Source organism: Streptacidiphilus sp. MAP12-16 (genome assembly GCF_041262165.1).
Classification (GTDB): Bacteria; Actinomycetota; Actinomycetes; order Streptomycetales; family Streptomycetaceae; genus Streptacidiphilus.
This window is the reverse complement of record NZ_JBGCBY010000009.1, coordinates 1-20,864: the sequence shown is the minus strand read 5'-3', so window position 1 is coordinate 20,864 and position 20,864 is coordinate 1. Positions and strand designations below refer to the sequence as shown.

Genomic DNA, 20,864 nt, shown 5'->3' with positions numbered 1-20,864 from the left:
GCAGCGGTACCTCGAGGTGCAGACGGAAGTCGAAGAACGGGCCGCACTCCTGCTCGGCGGCCGCGAGCTCGGCAAGGCCGGGGCGGGAGGTGTGGCGACGGATCTGAACGGTCGCACAGGACAGGGCTGGTCACGATCCGTCACCGATCGCCTCCTGTCCCGGATAGTCGTGCACATTTCATTGACAGGTCCTGGCCATCGGTCAATCCTGAGAGCGCTCTCAGAAATGCCCGCAACGGTGTTGGTACCTCACATTCCACCCGTGGGCTCCACCCAACCCGACCAGGAGGAAGCACGTGCACGCCAGAAAGAAGAAGCTGCTGGCCCCGGCGATCGCCACAGCGGTGGTCGCCGCAGGGATCGCCGCGGCCGGTGCGGTCGGGGTCACGCCGCGCGCCGATGCCGCCGTGTCCACGACCATCCCGCTGACCTTCACCAACAACTCGGGCCGCAGCGACCAGGTCTACGTCTACGACATCGGGACTCTGCTCGCCACCGGCCAGCAGGGCTGGGCCGACGCCAACGGCACGTTCCACGCCTGGCCCGCCGGGGCGCAGCCGCCGATCCCCGCGCCGGACGCGTCCATCGTGGGGCCGACCAACGGCCACTCGCTGACGCTGCGGATGCCCCAGTTCTCCGGCCGGGTGTACTTCTCGTACGGCCAGAAGCTCGTCTTCAAGCTCACCACCGGCGGACTCGTCCAGCCTGCGGTGCAGAACCCGAGCGACCCCAACGAGAACATCCTCTTCAACTGGACCGAGTACACGCTCAATCCGTCCGGGCTGTGGATCAACAGCACCCAGGTCGACATGTTCTCCGCGCCGTACGCGGTCGGTGTCAAGCTCGCCAACGGCACCACCAAGTCCACGGGGCACCTCAAGCCCGGCGGCTACACCGGGTTCTTCAATGCCCTCAGGGGCCAGCCGGGCGGCTGGGCCAACCTGATCCAGACCCGCGCGGACGGCACGGTCCTGCGTGCCCTCGCGCCCGGCCACGGCATCGAGAACGGGGCCCTCCCCGCCGGCGTGATGAACGACTACGTCAACCGGGTCTGGCAGAAGTACAGCAGTTCCACGCTGACGGTGACCCCGTTCGCGGATCAGCCGAACACCAAGTACTTCGGCCGGGTCTCGGGCAACGTCATGAACTTCACCAACAGCGCGGGCTCGGTCGTCACCACGTTCCAAAAGCCCGACTCCGACAGCATCTTCGGGTGCTACAAGCTCCTGGACGCACCGAACGACCTGGTCCGCGGCCCGATCTCGCGCACGCTCTGCGCGGGCTACAACCGGGCGACGCTGCTCACCGACTCGAACCAGCCGGACACCAACGCCGCCGACTTCTACCAGGACGTGGTCAGCAACCAGTACGCCCGGAAGATCCATGCCCAGATGGTCGACGGCAAGGCCTACGCCTTCGCCTTCGACGACGTCGGCAACTTCGAGTCGCTGGTCAACGACGGCAACCCGCAGCAGGCCTACATCACCCTCGACCCGTTCAACTAGCCGGCGGCGCCCCGGGCGACGGCGCGTCACGCATCGTGGCGGGAATGATGCGGTAGTCGCGCTGGAACACCAGGTTGTGCAGCTCGGCCGTGGCGATGGCGCGCAGGGTGGGCAGTTCGGCCGCGGCCTGCTCGTCGGTGAAGACGTTCAGCGGCCAGTCACCGACGGTGCCGCCCCGGAGGTGGGGGTGGTGGAACCCGGAACCGTAGAAGGCGTGGACGATGACCGGTTCGAGCGCGCTGGCGCGCTGTTCGGGCCAGGCCAGCGCCCATACGGCGTCGACGCCGTCGCCCCGGCGGAAGCCGGTGGCCGACAGCTCGCCGGTGCCGAGCAGCAGGTGAGTGTTGATCTCGTCGAGGGCCTGGCGGACGTACGGGTCGAGCAGGGTGACGGCTGCGGCGAACAGGTGCTCCTTGTCGCGGCGTGAGACCTGTTCACCGTGGGTGCCGTCGCGAAGGTCGGCGAAATGGCGCAGCAGCGCTGCGGTGTGCGGAGGACGAGTGCTGTTCATCCGATCTCCTTGGGTGGGTACTTCGGCCTTCGGACCGGAGCGGAAGTGATCATCTTGCGGCGGGTCAGCGCGTACTGGTTGCAGGCTCAGTGCGGTGTGTCCAGGTCGATGGCCGCTGTGCGCAGGGCCTGGGCGACGCGCCCGCAGGGTTCCGCCTGCGGGCCGGGAAGGCGTGCCAGTACGAGGCGGCGCTGTTCCTGGGGGCCGCCGCGTACCGGCAGGATCCGCACCCCGTCGGGGGCGGCGGGGGCCAGTGATTCGGGGACGGTGGTGATCCCGAAGCCGGCGGCGACCAGGTGGAGTTTGGCCAGCCAGTCGCGGGCCGTGTGAGCGATCTGCGGCCGCTCGTCCAGGCCCGGCCACACGCCCATCAGCTGGTCCTCGCCGGAGGCCGGTCCGGCGATCCAGCGCTGTCCGTGCAGGTCGGCGATGTCGACGAAGTCCCGGCGGGCGAGCGGATGGCCGACCGGGACGGCGAGGGACAGGCTGCGCTCGGTCAGAGTCTGCAGGACGAGCGCGGGCGTCTCGGCGTCCGGCGGACGGAACGGGGGAGCGGAGCCCAGCAGGGCGAGGTCCACACTGCCTGCGCGCAGCGCGCGCACCAGCGCCGGGGTGCTGCCCTCCCGGGTGACCACGGTGATGGCGGGATCGGTGCGGCGCAGGGCGGTCAGCGCCCGTGGCAGCAGGACGGCTCCGGCGCTCGGGAACCAGCCCACGTGCACGGTCCCGGCTTGGGCGGGAAGGCCGGACAGTTCGCGCGCGGTGGCGTCGATCTCGTCCAGCACGACCATGGCCCGGCGCAGCACGAGGTGTCCCGCCGGGGTCAGCCGTACGCCGTCGCGGCGCCGTTCCAGCAGTTGTGTGCCCGCCAGGCGTTCGATCGAGGCGATCTGCCGGGACACCGCCGACTGCGTGTAGCCCAACGCGGTGGCTGCGGCAGTGAACCTGCCCTGCTCGGCCACGGCCCGCAGGACCCGCAGTGCGGTCAGCGACACCTCGGTGAAGTCCATGACGTCTACGCATACCATGTGTGCGGAACTTTCGTTGGACTCATGCCTGGAACGTTCCTAGCGTGGCCCGCATGAACGTTCCACGCATCGCCCTGGTCACCGGGGCGAACCAAGGCCTGGGCCGTGCTCTCGTCGAGGGGCTGGCGGCACGGATGGACGCCGAGGACCTGGTTCTGCTCACCGGACGCAACGCCCAACGAGTCGCCGACGCCGCGCACGGGGTCGCGCAGGCGCCCCGGACGCGAAGCCGGGTGGAGGGCCGGGTGCTCGACGTCTCCGATGCCGACGCCGTCGCCGCACTCGCGGCGGACCTACGTGAGCGCCACGGCGGGGTGGACATCGTCCTCTCCAACGCTGTCGCCCTGCTCACCCCTGGACGCTCGCAGTCGGAACAGGCCGACGAGTTCATCGACGTCGCCAACGGCGGCACCCACGCCATCCTGCGCTCCTTTGGACCGGTACTGCGCCCCGGCGGTCGGCTGATCGTCGTCGCCAGCACCCTGGGCACTCTCGGCCACCTCAGGCCTGGTCTCCAGCCCCTGTTCGACGGCGCCACCCTCGAGCAGGTGGAGTACGCCGTCGAGTCCTGGCGCAGCTCCATCCACTCGAACACCGCGGAGGAGGCCGGCTGGCCGCGTTGGCTCAATGTGCCCTCCAAGGTGGCCCAGGTCGCCGCCGTGCGCGCGGTTGCCGCCGTGCGCCGCGACCGCGACCTGGCCAACGGCACCCTGATCGCCTCGGTCTGCCCCGGCATGGTCGACACCCGCGCCTCACGGCCCTGGTTCAGCGACTACAGCGGTGCCCAGACCCCGGCCCGGGCCGCGATGGCCGTGCTCGACCTGGTGCTCGCCGAGCAGGTCGACCCCACGCAGTACGGCGAACTGGTGCGCTCGGGCAAGGTCGTTCCCTGGCACGACGGCGCCCCGCCCACCGAGCAGGACCAACTGCTCACCCCCTGACCGATCAGCGGCACCGCCGCACCGCGCAGGGAGCCTTGCATGACTTGCCGTGGTGGTCGGCGCTAGCCCTGCGCCGTGTCCTTCTGTCGACGCGGCAGCCGCCAGCCCGGGCGGAGGAAGTGGCAGGTGTAGCCGTTGGGGTAGTGCTCCAGGTAGTCCTGGTGCTCGGGCTCGGCCTCCCAGAAGGGGCCCGCCGGTGACACTTCAGTGACGACTTTGCCGGGCCAGAGGCCGCTGGCGTCGACGTCGGCGATCGTGTCCTCCGCGATCCGCTTCTGCTCGTCGTCCTGGTAGAAGATCGCCGACCGGTAGCTGAGACCGATGTCGTTGCCCTGGCGGTCCTTCGTGCTCGGGTCGTGGATCTGGAAGAAGTACTCCAGGATGGTGCGGAAGTCGGTGACGGCCGGGTCGAAGGTGATCTCGATCGACTCGGCGTGAGTGCCGTGGTTACGGTAGGTGGCGTTGGGCACGTCGCCACCCGCGTATCCGACCCGCGTCCCGGTCACTCCGGGCTGCCTGCGGATCAGTGCCTGCATCCCCCAGAAGCATCCGCCCGCCAGGACAGCCTTTTGCGTCTGCGCCGCCATCTCAGTCCTCCTAGTAGATCCGTCTCACTACTGCCAACACACACAGCCGCGGCGATCATCCCTCACGCGCGTCAATGCGAAGGGAGCACGGCTCTCCCCTGCACGCGTCCGCCTGCGTGGGCCGACGCGTGCAGCACAGGGTGCGGATCGGCTCGGCCGGAATACCGGCGGGATCCGCAGCCACGCGGTCTCGGCCGATGTCCACGGTAGCTTGACCAAACCAACACCCAGGCCCGGCGGTCGCCCGCAGAGCCCTCGGTGTCACACACGCCGGTGAGGGTTTGTCACCAAGGTGGCTCGGCCAGGATCCCGCCGGGCACTTCCGGCCTGCGCCGGGCCACGTTCGATCAGCAACGTGGCGAGTCCCCCACGCGCTGTCAGTGGCAGGACGACGCCGAAGCTTACGCATCCGCGCCGGGACCGGCAGAGCGGCGGGCGCCCGGTGCTGTCGGCCGGCCCGGCCGGCCTGGTGCACACTGGGTGGTATGGCCCTTCCCAGCACACATGAGTGCAGAACCTGCTCGAACGACGGAGCAGTAGGACTGACCGTGCACGAGGACGTGGTCGTGGGCGCACCGCTGTCGATGGAGGACCTCGACGGCGCCCAGCGCCTGGCGAGGTTCGCGGGCAAGTACGTCCACGACGGGTGCGAGGTGATCGAAGTGCGCAAGGTCGAGTCCGACAGCCTCGGCGGCTACGCCTGGTCCGTCCGATTCCTTGAGGCCGGCTAACGGTCGTCGAGTCCGTGCCGTTGCCCTTGCCAGGGGCTGCGGCTGCGGTCCTGACCCACACCTCGCCCGAACCGGGCGGCTTCTCGCGTCCATGAACTTCGTGGCCGAGAGGATCACCGAGGACGTCGAGGAGTTCACCGCGCTCTGCACCACGCTCGTCCGCTCGGCGCGGCCCGGCTGCCCCGTCGACGGGGATGCGGTACGCGACGTCTTTCAACCGCATACCGACCACCTCGATGTCACCCGCATCGACTCCGACCCCGACACCCCCGACTACGGCGACTCCGGCATGGTCCTGCTCCAGGCGGTCCGGACCCGAGGTCCGTCCAGAGCGGCCGGCCACCGAAGACGGCGCAGGCGGCGACGTGGCCCGCACCGGGCACGGCGAAATCCGGCACCAGTTCCGCCAATTCGCCAGTCGCGCCACCCCTTCCCCTCGACCCCCGGATCTCTAGCATTGATTTCACGTTGGGGCATATGACGGACGGTCATCCCATGCCGCAGTCTTGGGGTCCTGGAGGAGAGGTGCCGTGAATCAGCGATTCAGGAGAGCCGTGGAATGGCTGTCGGCGGCAGCGCCTGATCCCGTCGCCTGCGCGTGGCGCTGGCACCACAACGAAATGGGAACCGAGCTACTGCCCGCCGGACGCTTGTGGGACGTGTTCATGCTTCCGGTCCAGCCGGGCTTGCTGGTCCTCGGTGCCCTGCTGCACGGACCGCGCAAGCCGGGGCCGGTCCTGGCCGATTTTGACCGCGAACAGGTGGGGTTTTTTGTCCCTCCGCAGGCGATGACGTTCCGTGTGGGCGCGGGCAGCCGCCTCGCAGGCCGGGGTACGTGGATCGTCGTCCCCCGGCCCGGTCACCGTGTTCACGGCATCCAGTGGCTGCTTCCCCCCGACGGCGAAGGCACTCTCAATGAGCCCGGAGCGCTGGAGGCGGCGCTCCACGCCACGGCAGCGCTCACCGGTGACACCGCGGCAGATGACAACCGCTATCACCGCAGAGGCGGAGGGGCGCGCGCCGTGGCGACGCTTCCTCCGAGCGGCGTGCACTGACGCCGGCGTCCGGCCGGTGGGGAGGGGCCTCTGAGGTCTCTGAGGCCACTGGTGGTGCTTTGGTGACCTCGGGTCACCCCCACGGGGCCGGGCCGAGGTCTATGCTGGTTGACGTCCCAGTCCCCGACGGCGCGCTGCTGCTTGGCTCAGATGCGTGCGGGGAGCGGTTCATTCCTCCGGTCGCCGCGTCCATCCCGAGGGGAACCAGCTGGGTCTTCTGTCGTGGAAACACAGGCTGTCGATCGGGCGTTCGCCCTCATCCCGGAAGCATGACCCTTCCGCCGGGGCGTACGCGCGGGTGCCGCGTTTCCGGCATCTGCGAAAGTCGCTGCCCGGCCGGTCTGTTGAACTGAGGCGACATGCCCAGCACGCGGCTACTCGGCATCTACCGGCGCGACAGAAGCAACCAGGCGTCGATCACCCTGACCGGAGAGATCGACCTCGACTCGGCGCATATGTTGAGCGAATCGTTGGAGCAGTGCCTGCGCGACGGCATCCGCACCATCGACGTCGATCTCACCGCGGTCACCTTCTGCGACTACCGCGGCCTGAGTGCCTTCCTGACCGCCTCGCAGCACACCGCCATGCTCGGCGGATCCCTCCGCCTTCGATCTCCCAGTCCCATGCTGGCGCGCTTCCTCGCCTGCACCGGCGCGGACTGCCTGCTCCTGGCGCTCCCGGACGACCTGGTCGCAAGCAGGCTCTCACCGCCACCCTCGACCCGGTACACGGGCGTCCAGCAACTCGTATCGGTGATGTCCGTGGTCTCGGGCGGTGGTCGGTGATGGGCGCTCCCGGTCGAACGACGAGGGATCGGTCGACACGGTGACCTCCACCGACGCCCTTCCCCCGGCACTGCGCGGATCTCGGCCCGAAGGGCAGCTGGTGTCTGCGGGCGGCTCCCCGCCGGATGCCCGCGCCCTGTCCAAAGTCCTGTTCACCCGGCTACGCGCTCTGGACGAAGGGTCACCGGAGTACACCTACGTCCGTAACACGCTCGTCGAACTCAACCTCGCTCTGGTGAGATTCGTCGCTGCTCGCTTCCGCAGCCGCAGCGAACCCATGGAGGACATCGTCCAGTCCGGGACCGTCGGCCTGATCAAGGCCATCAACAGGTTCGACCCGGACCGCCAGGTGGAGTTCCCCACCTTCGCCCTGCCCACCATCAGCGGTGAGATCAAACGGTTCTTCAGGGACACCAGCTGGGCCGCCCATGTCCCGCGCCGCCTGCAGGAACTGCGCCTCACTCTGGCCAAGGCCATCGACGAGCTCACGCAGACGCTCGACCACGTCCCCACCACTCCCGACCTCGCCCGACACCTGGGTCTCAGCACCAGCGAGGTGATCGAAGGGCTGCGCGCGAGCAACGCCTACACCGCGGGCACCCTCGACACGGCCGAGGGGGAGTCCCATGCGCACGGCCGAATGAACGAACGGCTCGGACACGAGGACCGTGCTCTGGAGCACGTTGATAACCACGAGTCCCTGAAGCCGCTCATGGCCGGCCTCCCGGAGCGGGAACGGGCCGTCCTCTCCCTGCGTTTCGGCCGCGACCTGACCCAGTCACAGATCGGCGCCGAACTGGGGATCTCCCAGATGCACGTGTCCCGCCTGCTCTCCCGCGCCATCGGACAACTCCGCGAAGGCCTGCTCACCGACGACCGAGCAGGGCTGCGCCGATGACGGCCACCACCACGATCAGCACGATCGCACTCGTGGGCATGCCATGCGCCCACTTCGGGCAAGGCCCTGTGCCCTGCCGGCGTCGCACGCATCCGACAACAGGCGGTACTCATGTACGCGCTGATCATCCCCGCAGCGCTTCCCTTCGTGCTCCTCGGCATCGTCATGGGCCTGTCCTGGTGGGAGGACCGTCTCCTGCCACGGACCGGGCCCCGCGAGAGCCCCGTCGAGACACATCCGACATCAGCCGTCCCGGTTCCGACCTCCCAACGCTCTGCTGTCCCCGCTTCGTTGACACAGGCTGGTGGCGGGCGTTGACTGACAAGCACGGCGTAGGGCTATGCCGGTCCGGATCGTCCGGGCTGCGCGCCCGCGTTCCGTTTCGCCTGGACCCCGCGGAATACAGGGATTCTCCCTGTGTCCGAGTGGAGGCCCGGTCATGATCGTCTGGATTCTTCTCCTGCTGCTGGTCCTGGTGCTGTTCGGGGTCGGCTTCTCCGTGCACCTGCTGTGGCTCGTCGCGGTGGTTCTGCTGGTCGCCTGGCTCCTCGGCTTCATGCGCCAGGGCCGCAGCAGAGGCGGACGCCGGAGCGGCAGACGGCGGCGCTGACACCGGCAGGAACCAGCCTGATCTATCGAGGAAAGGATGGCAATGAGCATCACAGGCAAGATCAAAGCCAAGAGGCTGGAACTCAGCGGACGGATCAAGCAGGGGGTCGGCCGGACCACCGGCAACCGACGGCTGAAGGCTCAGGGCAGGGCCGACCGGTTCGCGGGAAGGCTGAGGCAGTCCGGCGAGCGGGTCAAGGGCGCCTTCAAGCACTGACACGAGCTGGGTGACGGCGGGTGAAGCCACCCAAGCGGCCCACCCCGCGCTGAGCATCGCTGGGTGGGCCCGGACCAACGGGCCGGTGCGGTCCGCCTCGACCTGTGGGGAGGTTCAGCGAACGGGGCGTCGCCACGCGCGCCGGGACCACCGCACTCCGACGTACACCAGGTCGGCTGCGAACAGCAGGACGCCGATGACCAGCAGGTAGCCCAGTCCGTTGGCGACCGCGCCGATGATGCCGAGCACGATGGCGATGATGACCAGGAAGAGCACGAGTGCCATGACGCCGTCGCCTCCTGAAGCGGGTGGGTCCGGGTGTGGGGGATCAGCGGCGGGCGAGCTTCCGCTCTCCCCCTGAGCTGGGCTGGTAGGGGAGCTTGTAGTGGGTGAAGATCGCTTCCTCGTCCTCGGCCGGCAGAACGTCGTCGGTGCCGATCGAGGGCGCGTCCTTGACCAGGGCCTTGGCGTAGCCGACCTTGACGTATCCAGGCCCGACGACCGCCCGGTCCAGGGGGACGAAGACCAGTCGGTGACGGGTGGGAAGGCCGACCCGGACGGTGGCCACGGCCGGCTCGTCGCTGCGGGTGTCCACATAGACCGCCTCCAGCGTCCCGATCTTGTGCCCGTCCAGGTCGACGACATCGTGGGTACGCCACTCGCGGATGTCTCCGACCTCGATCACGACGGCTCCTCCATGTCTCCGGGTCTCGGCGTCTCCGGGTCTCGGCGGCACAACTCGTTCGACCCGAAGTCGGGCCCCGGCCCATGCCGATGATCCTTGTCTTCCCTCGCTGGCCTCCCTCACACAGCCGCGACGGCCATTCATTCGTACCGGCGCGACGCGGTTTGCCCGTAGTCGGAGGGCGGATCAGCGATTCCGGTCAGCGGCGGCGGTAGCTGCGTCCGCCGTTCCTGGCGACGAGGTGGTAGGCGACCAGCAGGACTGCCGCGCCGGCGATGGCGCAGACCCAGGTGGAGAGGTTGAAGAATCCCTGAACGCCCGCGACGTGGAACACCCGGCTGGCCAGGAAGCCACCCAGGAGCGCTCCCGCGATTCCGATCAGGGTGGTGATGACCAACCCGTGTCCGTCTCGGCCCGGGACCAGCATTTTGGCGATCATCCCCGCCAGCAGGCCGAGAACGATCCAGGCGATGATGCCCATGTCCGACTCCTTGAGACTAGTGATGGTGAGCGAGGGGGTGGGAGTTGCCGGTCCGGCCCGAGGCGGTGACGGTGCTGAACGGTCATGGCCCGGCTCCCTCAAGTCCCGGGCCCCTTCGGTTCGCTGAATCCGGCACCCGGACGCTCACCGGCGGAACCAGCCGTCCCGGTCGTAGCGGTCGTCGTAGCGGCCGTACCGGTCGTAGCGCCGCCGCCGATAGCGGCCGAGGCCCAGCATCCAGGCGATCACGGCCACGGCCGCGGCGATCCACAGGAGGTGCACCCCGAAGCTGACCACGAACAGGACCAGCACAAGCAGAAGGAAGAGAATGACGACGATCACGGTCGGACCTCTCTACGGACGCAGGTCATTCCCTGAGTTCCGCGGGGGCCGGGCGAAACGGATCGAGGGCTCGTTGTCCGGGCAGTCCGGAACGCCGTAGTCCTACGCCGTGCCTGTCAGTCAACGCCTGCCGCCGTCCTGTGTCAACGAACCTCAGGTACGAGCGCGCCTGCGGTCCACAGTTGGGTCCGCAGTGGAGATCGGGAACGCGACCTGTGTCCTGGAACCGGTCTGACGCTGAATCACGGAGCCCGGGTGGCGGCGGGCTGCGGAACTGGATGGGTGGGGTCAGGTCCGGATCAGGAGGTTGTCGGGGTCGACCGGCTTGGGCCACGAGGTCACGCGGACCCGCGCCGCGTTCGCGCGCAACGGGCTCGCGCCGACTACCGCCTCGGGTGCCGCTGCAGGCGTTCGCGCGGTGCCGGAGGCTGCGGAGGCTCCCGTCAGTGGCGCGGCTTCGGCGAAGAGGTCGCCGGAGCTCTGCGTGTTGTGCACGTCGGAGGCCGCAGCCATCAGTCGGTCGGCTCGGGACGGGTCGCACTCGGGCGGGATGACGAGCAGGTCCCAGCGTCCGACCGAGTAGGAGAACAGGCACAGGTCGTGCGGGCTCTGCTCGGCGTCGAACCATCCCAGGCGCACGGTGTGCAGCCCCGTCCGCACCTTCGCGGGCAGCTCCGGCCACATCCCCTCATGTACCGTGACCCTGGTGATCCGTCCCCAGAGTTGATCCAGCACCGCCACCAGCGGCGGCAACTCGTCGGCCAGGTCATGGGAACGCGGCCACCAGGCTCCGTCCACCCTGCCCCGGATCTCGGTCGCAGGCTTGAGGGACATCCGCACGGACGGTGCGGGCCTCACCATCATGTCCGTGCTCGGTCGGATGCTGATCGTGGTCACGGCGCGAACCTGCCTCCGGGCCGACGATCACCCGGCATTGTCGCTCGCCGGAGACGATGCCGCCAAGCTGGCGATATGCGAAGTGCCCTCGGTGACTCAACGGTACTCCGGCGCACAACCGAGCGGCGCGGGCGCAACCCGGCTGGTTGGGGTCGCCCTTGGCAGGCGCGTCAGGGCCGAACGGCGCAGGAACGGGGCTGAAAGTCCCATGACCAAGGGCGGCTGGCGAGGCGACAGTACCGGGAAGGACTCGATCCGTGCGACGAACCCGAATGTCCTGCCAGAAATCGCGTTTCGCCCAGTCCCTCGTCCGGGGCGCGGCGAATGACAGCGAGGAGCCGCCGGGCGACGATGGAGACCAGGACCGGCAGAGCTGCCGCTCCCGGGTTCGGAGCAACTGAGGGTTGCTCCTGCGCGAGCACCGCGCATCCGGAACGGAAACGGAGGGGCATCATCATGGAACATCCGGTGTTCGTCGCGGTGCGGCTCCGCTCGCGACCGCGAGTGCTGTTCGTGCCGTGCGCTCGCGCGGCGGCCGTCGGAGGTCCGAGATGATCACCCACCCTGCCTACGCCGTCGACCCGTGGTGCCTGCGTGAGTGCGAGCTGGACCTGGACGTGCTGGCGCAGAGCGAGTCGTTGTTCACGCTCTCCAACGGCCACATCGGCTGGCGCGGCAATCTCGATGAGGGAGAGCCGCACGGGCTGCCGGGAACCTATCTCAACGGCGTGTTCGAGTTCCGGCCCCTGCCGTACGCGGAGGCCGGTTACGGCAATCCGGAGTCGGGACAGACGATCATCAACGTGACCAACGGCAAGGTGATGCGGCTGCTGGTCGACGGCGAGCCCCTGGACCTGCGCTACGGTCGGCTCCACAACCACGAGCGGCTCCTGGACTTCCGCGCCGGGGTACTCAGCCGGACGGCCCAGTGGACGGCCCCCTCAGGCCGCACGGTGAAGATCCGCTCGACCCGGCTGGTCTCGCTCACCCAACGGGCGATCGCCGCGATCTCGTACGAGGTCGAGGCGGTCGACGCGGAGATCCAGGTCGTGCTGCAGTCCGAGCTCGTCGCCAATGAGCAACTGCCCCAGTGCGAGGGCGATCCCCGGGTCGCGGCCGCCCTGGACTCGGTGCTCCAACCCGAGGAGGACAACGTGCTGGGCAACCGGCTGCGGTTGGTGCACCGCACTGCCCGCAGTGGGCTGCGGGTCGCGGTGGCCGCCGACCATCTGGTCGCGGGACCGCACGGTACAACCACCTCCGTAGAGAGCAGCCCGGATGTGAGCCGTCTGACCGTCACCTCGCTGCTCCGGCCCGGAGAGAGCCTTCTCGTGCGGAAGACGGTCGCACACGGCTGGTCCGGGGTCCGATCACTTCCCGCCGTCCACGACCAGGTGGACGCCGCGCTGGCCGGCGCGGCGGAGATCGGCTGGGAGGGCCTGCTCGCCGAGCAGCGCCAGTACCTGGACGAGTTCTGGGCACGAGCGGACGTGGTGGTGGAGGGCGACGCCGAGATCCAGCAGGCGGTGCGGTTCGCACTCTTCCATGTGCTGCAGGCGGGCGCCCGCGCCGAGGGACGGGCTATCCCCGCCAAGGGGTTGACCGGTTCGGGCTACGACGGCCACAGCTTCTGGGACACCGAGATGTATGTGCTGCCGATGCTCACCTACACCGCGCCGCACACGGTCGGGGCGGCGCTGCGCTGGCGGCACTCCACGCTGCCCGCCGCACTGGAGCGGGCCGGGCAGCTGGGTATGGCGGGGGCGGCGTTCCCCTGGCGGACCATCAACGGCGAGGAGTGCTCCGCGTACTGGCCGGCCAGCACCGCGGCCTTCCATATCAACGCGGACATCGCGGACGCGGTGCAGCGCTACACCTCGGCCACCGGCGACCTGGTCTTTGAGCGGGAGGTGGGGCTGGAGCTGCTGGTGCACACCGCCCGGCTGTGGCGCTCGCTCGGCCACCACGACCGGCGCGGGATGTTCCACCTGGACGGTGTGACTGGTCCTGACGAGTACAGCGCGCTTGCCGACGACAACATCTTCACCAATGTGATGGCCCAGCAGAATCTGCGCGCGGCCGCCGAGGCGGCTGCGCGGCACCCCGACCTGGCCGCCTCGCTCGGAGTGGACGACGAGGAGACCACCGCCTGGCGGGACGCCGCCGACCGGATCGCGCTGCCCTTCAACGAGGAGCTGGGAGTGCACGAGCAGTCCCGTGGCTTCACCGGCCACCAGGTGTGGGACTTCGCCGGGACCGCGCAGGACCGCTACCCGCTGCTCCTGCACTTCCCGTATTTCGACCTGTACCGCAAGCAGGTGGTCAAGCAGGCCGATCTGGTCCTGGCCATGCAGCGGCGCGGTGACGCGTTCACCGCGGAGCAGAAGGCCCGCAACTTCGCCTACTACGAGGCGCTCACCGTGCGCGACTCCTCGCTGTCGGCCAGCAGCCAGGCGGTGCTCGCGGCCGAGACGGGCCAGCTGCGGCTGGCCTACGACTATCTGGGTGAGGCCGCGATGATGGATCTCGCCGACCTGGAGCACAACACGCAGGACGGCATGCACATCGCCTCGCTGGCCGGCACCTGGATCGCGCTGGTGGCGGGATTCGGCGGAATGCGGCACGACGCGGATGCGCTGACCTTCGCGCCGCGCCTGCCCGCACAGTTGAGCAGGCTGGTCTTCGCCGTACAGTTCCAGCAGCGCTCCGTTCAGGTGGACATCACCCACCAGGAAGCTGTGTACACGCTCCTGGAAGGCACCGAGCTCAAGTTCCACCACCACGGAACGCCGCTGACGGCGACCAAGGACACGCCCGGCCGGGGACAGATCCCGGAGGCCTCTCCGGGACCGGAGCCGTCCCAGCCCTGGGGCCGGAGCCCTGCCCGCCGAAGCTGGGTGACCGACCGCGGCGACGCAGCCGTCGCGACCCCGGCTGCTGCTGGTCCGGGCGGGGGAGACACATGACACCTCTTGGACTTCCCGACGCTATCCAGGCCTGCCTGTTCGACCTTGACGGCGTGCTCACCCGCACTGCGACCGTCCACGCGGCGGCCTGGAAGGAGATGTTCGACGCCTTCCTGAGCCGAAGCGAGGGTAGCGGCTTCCGCCCCTTCGACCCCGTTGCGGACTACGACCGGTACGTCGACGGGCTGCCCAGGGCCGATGGGGTGCGCTCCTTCCTCGCCTCCCGGAACATCCGGCTGCCCGAGGGCGGCACGGACGACTCCGCAGACCGGGACACGGTGCACGGCCTCGGCGCGCGGAAGAACGACATCGTGCTCCGGATGATCAAAGACGAAGGTGTCGAGGCGTACCCGGGCTCGGTCCGCTACGTTCAGGCTGCGCGCGCGGCCGGTCTGCGCCGGGCCGTGGTCTCATCGAGCGCCAACTGCCGTGACGTACTGGTGGCGGCAGGCATCGAGGACCTCTTCGAGGTGCGGATCGACGGTGTGGTCGCCGCTGCACAGGGACTGCCCGGCAAGCCGGCGCCGGACACCTTCCTCGCCGCCGCCCGCGCGCTGGACGTGGGCCCAGGACAAGCGGCGGTCTTCGAGGACGCGCAGTCGGGCGCGGAGGCGGGCCGTGCCGGCGGCTTCGGTTTCGTCGTCGGCGTGGACCGGGTCGGCCAGGCCGAGGCCCTGCGTCGTCACGGGGCCGACTTCGTCGTCCGGGACCTGGCCGAACTGCTCGGAGAACGGGCGTGACCACGGCACACGGTCGGGACTTGGTCCACGTTGCCGACTGGACCAGGACCGGCCGACCATCCGGGGCTGCGCCAACACCGTTCCGAGCGCCGGTAGGCCCCGGTGCGGGCTTCCACCACGCCGGGGATCAGGGCCGTTCGGCCAGGCCCCTGGCGGCCGTCTGCGACCCATGATGGAGACAGACCGAATGGGCGGTGAAAACCATGCACTCCTTCCTCTTCCTCGACGAGCTCAGCGCGGAGCATCAGGACCTGCTCCTGGCGCTCTCCCGGGAGACCTCCTTCCCCGCCGGGCACCACATCTTCGAAGAGCGCCAGCGGGCGGACCGGTTCTGGCTGCTCGGTCATGGTGCCGTGGACCTCGACCTGCGAGTGCCGGGCCGCCAGCCCGTCGTGGTGCAGACGCTCCACGGCGGCGACCTGCTGGGCTGGTCCTGGCTATTCCCGCCGTACCAGTGGTCGCTCGGTGCCCGGACTCGCGGCCCGGTGACCGCCCTGGAGTTCGACGCAGCCGGAGTTCGTGCGCTCTGCGAGGACAACCCCGACCTCGGCCGGTCGCTGGTGCTGCGCTGCGCGGCCGTCATCGGCACGCGTCTGCGGACCACTCGCAGCCGGCTGCTCGACCTGTACGCCCCGTACGGGAGCGGGACAGGAGACCGCTGAATCCCCGGCAGCCACACCCGGCCCCTTGGGCCGCCTGACACCTTACGGAGCATGCCATGGCACACCCTGTGATCGTTGGAGTCGACGACGCCGCAGGAAGCACGTCTGCGGTCGACTGGGCCGCCGACGAGGCTCAGCTGAGGGGCACCCGGCTGCATCTGGTCCACGCCTGGTCGGGGGAGCCGCACCAGGCGTCCGGCTCGCCCGACGCCTCGATCGCCAGGCGCTGGGCAGAGCAGGCACTACAGGAGCTCGTGGCGCGGGCGAAGGGCCGGCACCCGGAGCTCGAGGTGAGCAGCGGGGTGGTGGACGTCGCGCCCCGCGAGGCGCTGGTCGCCCTGAGCGCCGCAGCCCAGCTCCTGCTGGTCGGCTCGCGCGGCACAGGCGGGTTCCCCGGCCTGCTCGCGGGCTCGACCAGCCTGCATGTCGCCGCGCATGCCGCCTGCCCGGTGGTCGTCGTGCCGAACATCGGAGCCGAGGTCCCCAGCGAGGGGAGCGCGTCGGTGTCGATGGCCGTGGGCGTGCACGGGCGCGAACCCTCCGACGAGCTGCTCGCCTTCGCCTTCGAGACCGCCCAGCGGCGCCGACTGGGGCTGCGCGTCGTGCACGCCTGGAGCTACCCGCTGGTCGTCGGGCCGGGGCACGCGTTCCCGCCCGTCTACGAGGAGGGCCACGTGGCGGCGGAGGAGACCCGGTTGGTTGCGGAGGTTCTGGCCGGATGGCGCCAGAAGTATCCGGACGTGCCGGTGCAGGAGGACATCGTGCGCTCGAGCCCGGCGAAGTACCTGGTGAGCCTGTCCGCGACGCAGCAACTGGTGGCGGTTGGCCGCCACGGTACCCAGGACGGACCAGTGAGCCGGCTCGGCTCGGTGAGCCAGGCGGTCGTCCACCACGCGCGTTGCCCAGTCGCCGTGGTGCCGCTCCGCTGACCGCGGCAGGCTTTCCTTCCGGCCGAGTCCCGGGGATCGCGGCGGCCACAGGGCAGCTGACCCGCACTCACCGATGGCCGTTGACGGCAGGGGCGACCGGGGGCGACCGGGGGCTCGTTCGAGCTGTAGGGCGAACCCGTCGGTGCCGATCACGCCGCCGATGAGCGCCGCGCCCACGGCGGGCGGGCCGAAGAGCGAGCGCCGTTGAGACGTCCCCGAGCCCCGCAATGCCGCGTAGGGCCAGACAGGTCCCTCGGTCGAGTCACCGGGCCACGCGTGGGCAGCCAGGGGGTCGGCCTGCCGGGCGGGCGGATCACGCGGGCCCTGCGGCCGGGCACCTGGGGCCGTTCGGCCCTCCTGGTAGCCCCTGCCGTGGCCCGAGGGTGGAGGTAGTACCGCTGGTCACAGCGGCACCCTGCGAGGCACAGGAGTGGCAATGATCTACAGTCAGCGCAGGACGCAGGCGTATCTGGTCGGCGGCGGCATCGGTTCTCTCGCGGCGGCGGCCTTCCTGATCCGCGACGCGGACTTCCCCGGCGAGGACATCCACATCCTGGAGGAGCTCACCGTGCCCGGCGGCTCGCTGGACGGCCGGGGGGACCGCGAGCTGGGATACGTGACCCGTGGCGGGCGAATGCTGGAGGAGGAGGCGTACACCTGCCTGTGGAACCTGCTGGAGACCATCCCCACCCTGGACGCCGACTCGCTGTCGGTGCGCCAGGAGACCGTCGAGTTCAACGAGAAGTGGCCCACCGAGGCCCACGCCCGACTCATCGACCGCAACCACGCCGTTGTCGACGCCACGCAACTGGGCTTTGACCACCGGGACCGGATCGAACTGGCGCGCCTGCTGGCCCTGCCCGAATCGGTGATCGGCGCGCGCCGGATCGACGAGTTCTTCTCCGAGCACTTCTTCGCCACCAACTTCTGGGCGATGTGGCGGACCACCTTCGCCTTCCAGAACTGGCACAGCGCCATCGAGCTCAAGCGCTACTTCCTGCGCTTCATGCAGGAGTTCCCCCGCATCCACACCCTGTCCGGGGTCCGCCGCACCCGCCTGAACCAGTACGACTCCATCGTCCGGCCGCTCCGAGCCTGGCTGGTCGAGCGGGGCGTGCACATCGACTACGAGGTGAAGGTCACCGACGTGGACTTCACCACCGTCGACGGAGTGCGGCGCGCGGATCGCATTCACGTGGAGCGCAACGGCGCACCGGCCGTGTGCGAGCTGCAGCCGGGCGACCTGGCGTTTCTGACCCTGGGCTCGATGACCGCCGACGCCGGCTACGGCGGCGACGACACCGTACCGGAGCTGGTGCGGGACAAGCGCGACGGCGGCTGGGCGCTGTGGGAGACCCTGGCCCGCAAGGCACCCGACTTCGGCCGTCCCGGCGTCTTCAACGGCAACGTCGGCGAGGCGAAGTGGGAGTCCTTCACGCTCACCATGCGCAGTCCGCTGCTGCTGGAGCGCATCGAGGAGTTCACCGGCAACGCCCCGGGCACCGGCGCGCTGATGACGTTCAAGGACTCCAACTGGCTGATGTCGATCGTGGTGCCGCACCAGCCGCACTTCGAGGGCCAGCCCGAGGACGTGTTCACCCTGTGGGGCTACAGCCTGTTCGTCGACACCACCGGCGACTACACCGGCAAGAAGATGTCTGAGGCCACCGGCCAGGAGATCCTCACCGAGCTGCTGGGGCACCTGGGCTTCGAGGACATCGCCGAGGAGGTCCGTGCCAGCACGACCGTGACAACGGTGATGATGCCGTACATCACCAGCCAGTTCGAGCGCCGTGCGGTCCACGACCGGCCGCTGGTGATCCCGCACGGCGCCGCCAACTTCGCCTTCCTGGGCCAGTACGTGGAGATCCCCGAGGACGTGGTCTTCACCGTCGAGTACTCGGTGCGCGGCGCCATGCATGCCGTCTACGGACTGCTCGGCGTCGACAAGCCCATCCCGCCGATCTACCACGCCCTCTCGGACCCGAAGACCGCCTTCCTCGCCCTGAAGACCGCTTTCGGCTGACCCCCGCGAGGTCCTGACCCCCATGCGCATACGAAGGAGGACCATCATGAACGTGGAGCAGCCCGTGATCGCCGGCGTTGACGGCTCACCGCAGAGCACATTCGCCGCTCAGTGGGCGGCGGACGAGGCAGTACGCCGCCGCGTTCGGCTGCGACTGGTCCACGCCGGTCCCTGGCTCGACGCGCCGTCGGCCACGGATGCCGAGGACCACGACTTCCAGGGGGCGGCCCTGAGGATGCTCGCCCACATTCGGGACGAGATCCAGGGCCGCCACCCCGAGCTCTTCGTCGACACCAGCCTGGTCCACGACCAGGTCGTCGAGGGACTGGTGTCCGTGTCCGGCGACGGTGGGATGCTGGTGCTCGGATCGCGCGGACTCGGCGGCTTCGCGGGCCTGCTGGTCGGTTCCGTCGGTCTGGCAACTGCCGCACGAGCCGAGGCTCCGACCGTCGTGGTACGCGCCGAGCCGGACTCCCGGCAGTCGGCACCGTCCCGAGGGCAGGTCGTGGTCGGAATCGACGCGGGTGCCCAGGTCGGCCCGGTGCTCGAGTTCGCCTTCGCCGAGGCCGCGCTACGCGGGGCCGGCGTCAGGGCCGTCCACGGTTGGGACCTGCCTCCGGTCTGGTCGACCGTCGGCTGGGCGGCTCCGCTGACCCAGAGCGGGGACCTGCAGACCGCCGAGGCGGCGCTCCTCTCCCAGGCACTCCTGCCGTGGCGCGACAAGTTCCCCGACATCGAGGTAGTCGAGGACGCACGGATCGGGGGAGGCGCCAGGGCGGTCGTCGAGGCGTCCGTACACGCCGACCTCGTGGTCGTCGGACGCCGTATCCGGCCGCACGACGTCGGCCTGCGCCTGGGACCGGTCGCGCACGCCGCACTCCACCACGCCGCGGCACCCGTCGCCGTCGTCCCGCACCCGTGACCCGTCGGCTTTCCTGCCGTCAGTCGAAGCATTTTCCCGAGCCCGAGTGGACCCGTCGGCGACAGAGCCGGTAGAGGCGCCGGCTCAGCCGGATCTACTGCTCGACCGCCCGGGCGTGCACCAGCAGCAGGTGAGCCAGTGCGCGTGCCTCGGACGCGCTCAGGCCCGCCCAGGCCGTGGGGGCGCCATCCCGTTCCGGGCCGATGCGCAGAGTCACTCTGCCGATCGCGTGCCCGGGACCGGAAAAGGAAAGCTCGCTCACCACGATCCGGCGTCCGCATACCGTCACCAGTGGTCCGGCTTCGGATGGATCGGCGGTCTCGTCCAGCAGTGCCATGGTCCTCACATCCCCTCACATACCCGAGTAGGTATATGGAACAGCGCCGCGCCGAGCGCTCCTGTTCCCGGTGGCCGACGTACCGGCTGGAGCTGGGTCTGCTGTACCGAGGCGGGTCGGGCCCGTTTGGGCGTGCGGTGCAGCAGAACACGAGGCACGCGCTCGCGTCGGGCACTGGGTCGGCGGCCAGAGCCGCACGGCCGGTGTCGAGGCTCCGCGCCAGATACCGCGCCCGGTCCAGTCCGCGCAGCCGCGAATTGGCGGTTCAGGGATCGTCCTCGACGACGAGCACCCGCACGGCGGCGCGGTGCGGGCTGGGTGCTCACCGCCTGCCTGCCGCCGGCCTAGGCAGCCCGGGCGGTCAGCTGGCGACCGACCGCTCGGGCCCAGGCGTCGATCGCGTCCCAGTCCCGGAAGTCGCCGAAGTGGCACCCGGCTGCACGGAACATCAGCCGCCCGGACAGCGGTAGGTGTTCACGCGCGATGGCACCGGAGAAGAGCTGGTGGTCGCGCGGGCGGAGGGTCTCGTCGAGCTGGGCGAGGATATGCGGCCTCTCCTTGTCCGCGAAGGCCTTCCACGGCCCGCGCAGGGCCGCAGGCATCCCGACGCTGAAGATCCACACGGGACGGTCCGCCAGCGCTGCGGCGTTGCCCTGGACGAAGTCCACTGCCGCGGGCAGCCAGGACTGGTTGTGCACCGCGCTGCCGAGCACGAAGGCGTCGTAGCCGTCCAGCGACTGCACCTCCTCGACAGTTCGGACGTCGGATTTCGCGCCGCACTCGCGGATGCGCTCGGCGATCCGCTCGGCGATCTGCCGGGTTGAGCCATGTGCGCTCGCGTAGCCCACCAGGATGTTCATGGCGTCACCTCGGATGTGTGGTCTGACGGACATACCGCGGCGGGGGGGGGGGGGGGGCGGCCCCCCCCCCCCCCCCCCCCGGGGCGGCCCCCCCCCCCCCCCCCGCGCCCGCCGAAGCGGGCCCCCGCCCCCCCCGAGCCGGGGCCCCGC

The 20,864-nt window shown here is 69.9% G+C and carries 24 protein-coding genes; 14 read left to right on the top strand and 10 right to left on the bottom strand.

The window, feature by feature from the left end; genetic code table 11:
* Positions 1-344: 344 nt before the first annotated feature.
* Positions 345-1,505: a glycoside hydrolase family 64 protein gene (locus ABIA33_RS13740; RefSeq protein ID WP_370081588.1), complete on the top strand. Its 1,161-nt coding sequence runs from the start codon at positions 345-347 to the stop codon at positions 1,503-1,505.
* On the opposite strand, the gene ABIA33_RS13735 is transcribed toward ABIA33_RS13740, so the two are convergent.
* Positions 1,498-2,016 carry a hypothetical protein gene (locus tag ABIA33_RS13735; protein ID WP_370081018.1) on the bottom strand — a complete coding sequence of 173 codons (519 nt, stop codon included), beginning with the start codon at positions 2,014-2,016 and terminating at the stop codon, positions 1,498-1,500. The two genes, ABIA33_RS13740 and ABIA33_RS13735, sit on opposite strands and share 8 nt — an antisense overlap.
* Positions 2,017-2,102: 86 nt before the next feature.
* Positions 2,103-3,026 carry a LysR family transcriptional regulator gene (locus ABIA33_RS13730; protein WP_370081016.1) on the bottom strand — a complete coding sequence of 308 codons (924 nt, stop codon included), beginning with the start codon at positions 3,024-3,026 and terminating at the stop codon, positions 2,103-2,105.
* Positions 3,027-3,097: 71 nt separating this feature from the next.
* Here ABIA33_RS13730 and ABIA33_RS13725 point away from each other — a divergent pair, with 71 nt between their 5' ends.
* On the top strand, positions 3,098-3,985 hold the full coding sequence (locus ABIA33_RS13725) for an SDR family NAD(P)-dependent oxidoreductase (RefSeq protein ID WP_370081014.1): 888 nt from the start codon (positions 3,098-3,100) through the stop codon (positions 3,983-3,985).
* Between the two features lie 62 nt (positions 3,986-4,047).
* Here ABIA33_RS13725 and msrA read toward each other — a convergent pair whose 3' ends face one another.
* Positions 4,048-4,572: a peptide-methionine (S)-S-oxide reductase MsrA gene (msrA, locus tag ABIA33_RS13720; RefSeq protein WP_370081012.1), complete on the bottom strand. Its 525-nt coding sequence runs from the start codon at positions 4,570-4,572 to the stop codon at positions 4,048-4,050.
* Positions 4,573-5,120: 548 nt separating this feature from the next.
* Between msrA and ABIA33_RS13715 the strand changes: the two genes are divergently transcribed.
* From ABIA33_RS13715 to ABIA33_RS13690, 6 genes are all read left to right on the top strand, one after another.
* Positions 5,121-5,303 (top strand): hypothetical protein, encoded by a 183-nt coding sequence (locus tag ABIA33_RS13715; protein WP_370081010.1) that lies wholly within the window; start codon positions 5,121-5,123, stop codon positions 5,301-5,303.
* Positions 5,304-5,833: 530 nt separating this feature from the next.
* Entirely contained in the window at positions 5,834-6,358 is a 525-nt protein-coding gene (locus ABIA33_RS13710) for a hypothetical protein (protein ID WP_370081008.1), read from the top strand.
* Positions 6,359-6,717: 359 nt separating this feature from the next.
* Entirely contained in the window at positions 6,718-7,143 is a 426-nt protein-coding gene (locus tag ABIA33_RS13705) for an STAS domain-containing protein (RefSeq protein ID WP_370081006.1), read from the top strand.
* A gap of 70 nt (positions 7,144-7,213) precedes the next feature.
* The gene (locus ABIA33_RS13700; protein ID WP_370081586.1) at positions 7,214-8,041 is read left to right on the top strand and encodes a SigB/SigF/SigG family RNA polymerase sigma factor; all 828 of its coding nucleotides are present in this window, start codon (positions 7,214-7,216) and stop codon (positions 8,039-8,041) included.
* A gap of 439 nt (positions 8,042-8,480) precedes the next feature.
* Positions 8,481-8,651 carry a DUF5670 family protein gene (locus tag ABIA33_RS13695; protein ID WP_370081004.1) on the top strand — a complete coding sequence of 57 codons (171 nt, stop codon included), beginning with the start codon at positions 8,481-8,483 and terminating at the stop codon, positions 8,649-8,651.
* Positions 8,652-8,693: 42 nt separating this feature from the next.
* Entirely contained in the window at positions 8,694-8,867 is a 174-nt protein-coding gene (locus tag ABIA33_RS13690) for a CsbD family protein (RefSeq protein ID WP_370081002.1), read from the top strand.
* A 114-nt stretch (positions 8,868-8,981) separates the two neighbouring features.
* Here the strand turns inward: ABIA33_RS13690 and ABIA33_RS13685 are convergent, their stop codons facing one another.
* The 5 genes from ABIA33_RS13685 to ABIA33_RS13665 form a co-directional block, all read right to left on the bottom strand.
* A complete protein-coding gene (locus ABIA33_RS13685) occupies positions 8,982-9,152 on the bottom strand; it encodes a hypothetical protein (RefSeq protein ID WP_370081000.1) in 171 nt (56 codons plus the stop codon).
* Between the two features lie 43 nt (positions 9,153-9,195).
* Positions 9,196-9,552: a PRC-barrel domain-containing protein gene (locus tag ABIA33_RS13680; RefSeq protein WP_370080998.1), complete on the bottom strand. Its 357-nt coding sequence runs from the start codon at positions 9,550-9,552 to the stop codon at positions 9,196-9,198.
* 199 nt (positions 9,553-9,751) lie between these two features.
* On the bottom strand, positions 9,752-10,033 hold the full coding sequence (locus tag ABIA33_RS13675) for a GlsB/YeaQ/YmgE family stress response membrane protein (protein WP_370080996.1): 282 nt from the start codon (positions 10,031-10,033) through the stop codon (positions 9,752-9,754).
* 144 nt (positions 10,034-10,177) lie between these two features.
* Entirely contained in the window at positions 10,178-10,375 is a 198-nt protein-coding gene (locus ABIA33_RS13670; protein WP_370080994.1) for a hydrophobic protein, read from the bottom strand.
* Positions 10,376-10,663: 288 nt separating this feature from the next.
* Positions 10,664-11,272: a DUF5994 family protein gene (locus tag ABIA33_RS13665; RefSeq protein ID WP_370080992.1), complete on the bottom strand. Its 609-nt coding sequence runs from the start codon at positions 11,270-11,272 to the stop codon at positions 10,664-10,666.
* Between the two features lie 551 nt (positions 11,273-11,823).
* On the opposite strand from ABIA33_RS13665, the gene ABIA33_RS13660 reads away from it, so the two are divergent.
* The 6 genes from ABIA33_RS13660 (at position 11,824) to ABIA33_RS13635 (ending at position 19,517) form a co-directional block, all read left to right on the top strand.
* Positions 11,824-14,238 (top strand): glycoside hydrolase family 65 protein, encoded by a 2,415-nt coding sequence (locus tag ABIA33_RS13660; RefSeq protein WP_370080989.1) that lies wholly within the window; start codon positions 11,824-11,826, stop codon positions 14,236-14,238.
* Positions 14,235-14,978, top strand: a complete 744-nt coding sequence (locus tag ABIA33_RS13655; RefSeq protein ID WP_370080987.1) for a beta-phosphoglucomutase family hydrolase — start codon at positions 14,235-14,237, stop codon at positions 14,976-14,978. The genes ABIA33_RS13660 and ABIA33_RS13655 overlap by 4 nt, the downstream gene beginning before the upstream one ends.
* Before the next feature lie 203 nt (positions 14,979-15,181).
* A complete protein-coding gene (locus tag ABIA33_RS13650; RefSeq protein ID WP_370080985.1) occupies positions 15,182-15,640 on the top strand; it encodes a cyclic nucleotide-binding domain-containing protein in 459 nt (152 codons plus the stop codon).
* 56 nt (positions 15,641-15,696) lie between these two features.
* Complete coding sequence (locus ABIA33_RS13645) at positions 15,697-16,569, top strand: universal stress protein (RefSeq protein ID WP_370080983.1); 873 nt, start codon at positions 15,697-15,699, stop codon at positions 16,567-16,569.
* Between the two features lie 436 nt (positions 16,570-17,005).
* The gene (locus ABIA33_RS13640; protein WP_370080981.1) at positions 17,006-18,595 is read left to right on the top strand and encodes an oleate hydratase; all 1,590 of its coding nucleotides are present in this window, start codon (positions 17,006-17,008) and stop codon (positions 18,593-18,595) included.
* Positions 18,596-18,641: 46 nt separating this feature from the next.
* Entirely contained in the window at positions 18,642-19,517 is an 876-nt protein-coding gene (locus ABIA33_RS13635; RefSeq protein ID WP_370080979.1) for a universal stress protein, read from the top strand.
* A 94-nt stretch (positions 19,518-19,611) separates the two neighbouring features.
* Here ABIA33_RS13635 and ABIA33_RS13630 read toward each other — a convergent pair whose 3' ends face one another.
* Both ABIA33_RS13630 and ABIA33_RS13625 read right to left on the bottom strand, forming a co-directional pair.
* A complete protein-coding gene (locus ABIA33_RS13630; protein WP_370080977.1) occupies positions 19,612-19,854 on the bottom strand; it encodes a hypothetical protein in 243 nt (80 codons plus the stop codon).
* A gap of 344 nt (positions 19,855-20,198) precedes the next feature.
* Positions 20,199-20,714, bottom strand: a complete 516-nt coding sequence (locus ABIA33_RS13625; RefSeq protein ID WP_370080975.1) for a flavodoxin domain-containing protein — start codon at positions 20,712-20,714, stop codon at positions 20,199-20,201.
* Positions 20,715-20,864 lie beyond the last annotated feature (150 nt).

Excerpts from the sequence above, each read along its gene's own strand:
- ABIA33_RS13685 (WP_370081000.1), bottom strand. The coding sequence starts at position 9,152 with ATGGCACTCGTGCTCTTCCTGGTCATCATCGCCATCGTGCTCGGCATC.
- ABIA33_RS13635 (WP_370080979.1), top strand. The coding sequence starts at position 18,642 with ATGAACGTGGAGCAGCCCGTGATCGCCGGCGTTGACGGCTCACCGCAG.
- ABIA33_RS13625 (WP_370080975.1), bottom strand. The coding sequence starts at position 20,714 with ATGAACATCCTGGTGGGCTACGCGAGCGCACATGGCTCAACCCGGCAG.
- ABIA33_RS13660 (WP_370080989.1), top strand. The coding sequence starts at position 11,824 with ATGATCACCCACCCTGCCTACGCCGTCGACCCGTGGTGCCTGCGTGAG.
- ABIA33_RS13675 (WP_370080996.1), bottom strand. The coding sequence starts at position 10,033 with ATGGGCATCATCGCCTGGATCGTTCTCGGCCTGCTGGCGGGGATGATC.
- msrA (WP_370081012.1), bottom strand. The coding sequence starts at position 4,572 with ATGGCGGCGCAGACGCAAAAGGCTGTCCTGGCGGGCGGATGCTTCTGG.
- ABIA33_RS13735 (WP_370081018.1), bottom strand. The coding sequence starts at position 2,016 with ATGAACAGCACTCGTCCTCCGCACACCGCAGCGCTGCTGCGCCATTTC.
- ABIA33_RS13645 (WP_370080983.1), top strand. The coding sequence starts at position 15,697 with ATGGCACACCCTGTGATCGTTGGAGTCGACGACGCCGCAGGAAGCACG.
- ABIA33_RS13640 (WP_370080981.1), top strand. The coding sequence starts at position 17,006 with ATGATCTACAGTCAGCGCAGGACGCAGGCGTATCTGGTCGGCGGCGGC.
- ABIA33_RS13690 (WP_370081002.1), top strand. The coding sequence starts at position 8,694 with ATGAGCATCACAGGCAAGATCAAAGCCAAGAGGCTGGAACTCAGCGGA.
- ABIA33_RS13725 (WP_370081014.1), top strand. The coding sequence starts at position 3,098 with ATGAACGTTCCACGCATCGCCCTGGTCACCGGGGCGAACCAAGGCCTG.
- ABIA33_RS13730 (WP_370081016.1), bottom strand. The coding sequence starts at position 3,026 with ATGGACTTCACCGAGGTGTCGCTGACCGCACTGCGGGTCCTGCGGGCC.
- ABIA33_RS13630 (WP_370080977.1), bottom strand. The coding sequence starts at position 19,854 with ATGGCACTGCTGGACGAGACCGCCGATCCATCCGAAGCCGGACCACTG.
- ABIA33_RS13705 (WP_370081006.1), top strand. The coding sequence starts at position 6,718 with ATGCCCAGCACGCGGCTACTCGGCATCTACCGGCGCGACAGAAGCAAC.
- ABIA33_RS13655 (WP_370080987.1), top strand. The coding sequence starts at position 14,235 with ATGACACCTCTTGGACTTCCCGACGCTATCCAGGCCTGCCTGTTCGAC.
- ABIA33_RS13695 (WP_370081004.1), top strand. The coding sequence starts at position 8,481 with ATGATCGTCTGGATTCTTCTCCTGCTGCTGGTCCTGGTGCTGTTCGGG.
- ABIA33_RS13650 (WP_370080985.1), top strand. The coding sequence starts at position 15,182 with ATGCACTCCTTCCTCTTCCTCGACGAGCTCAGCGCGGAGCATCAGGAC.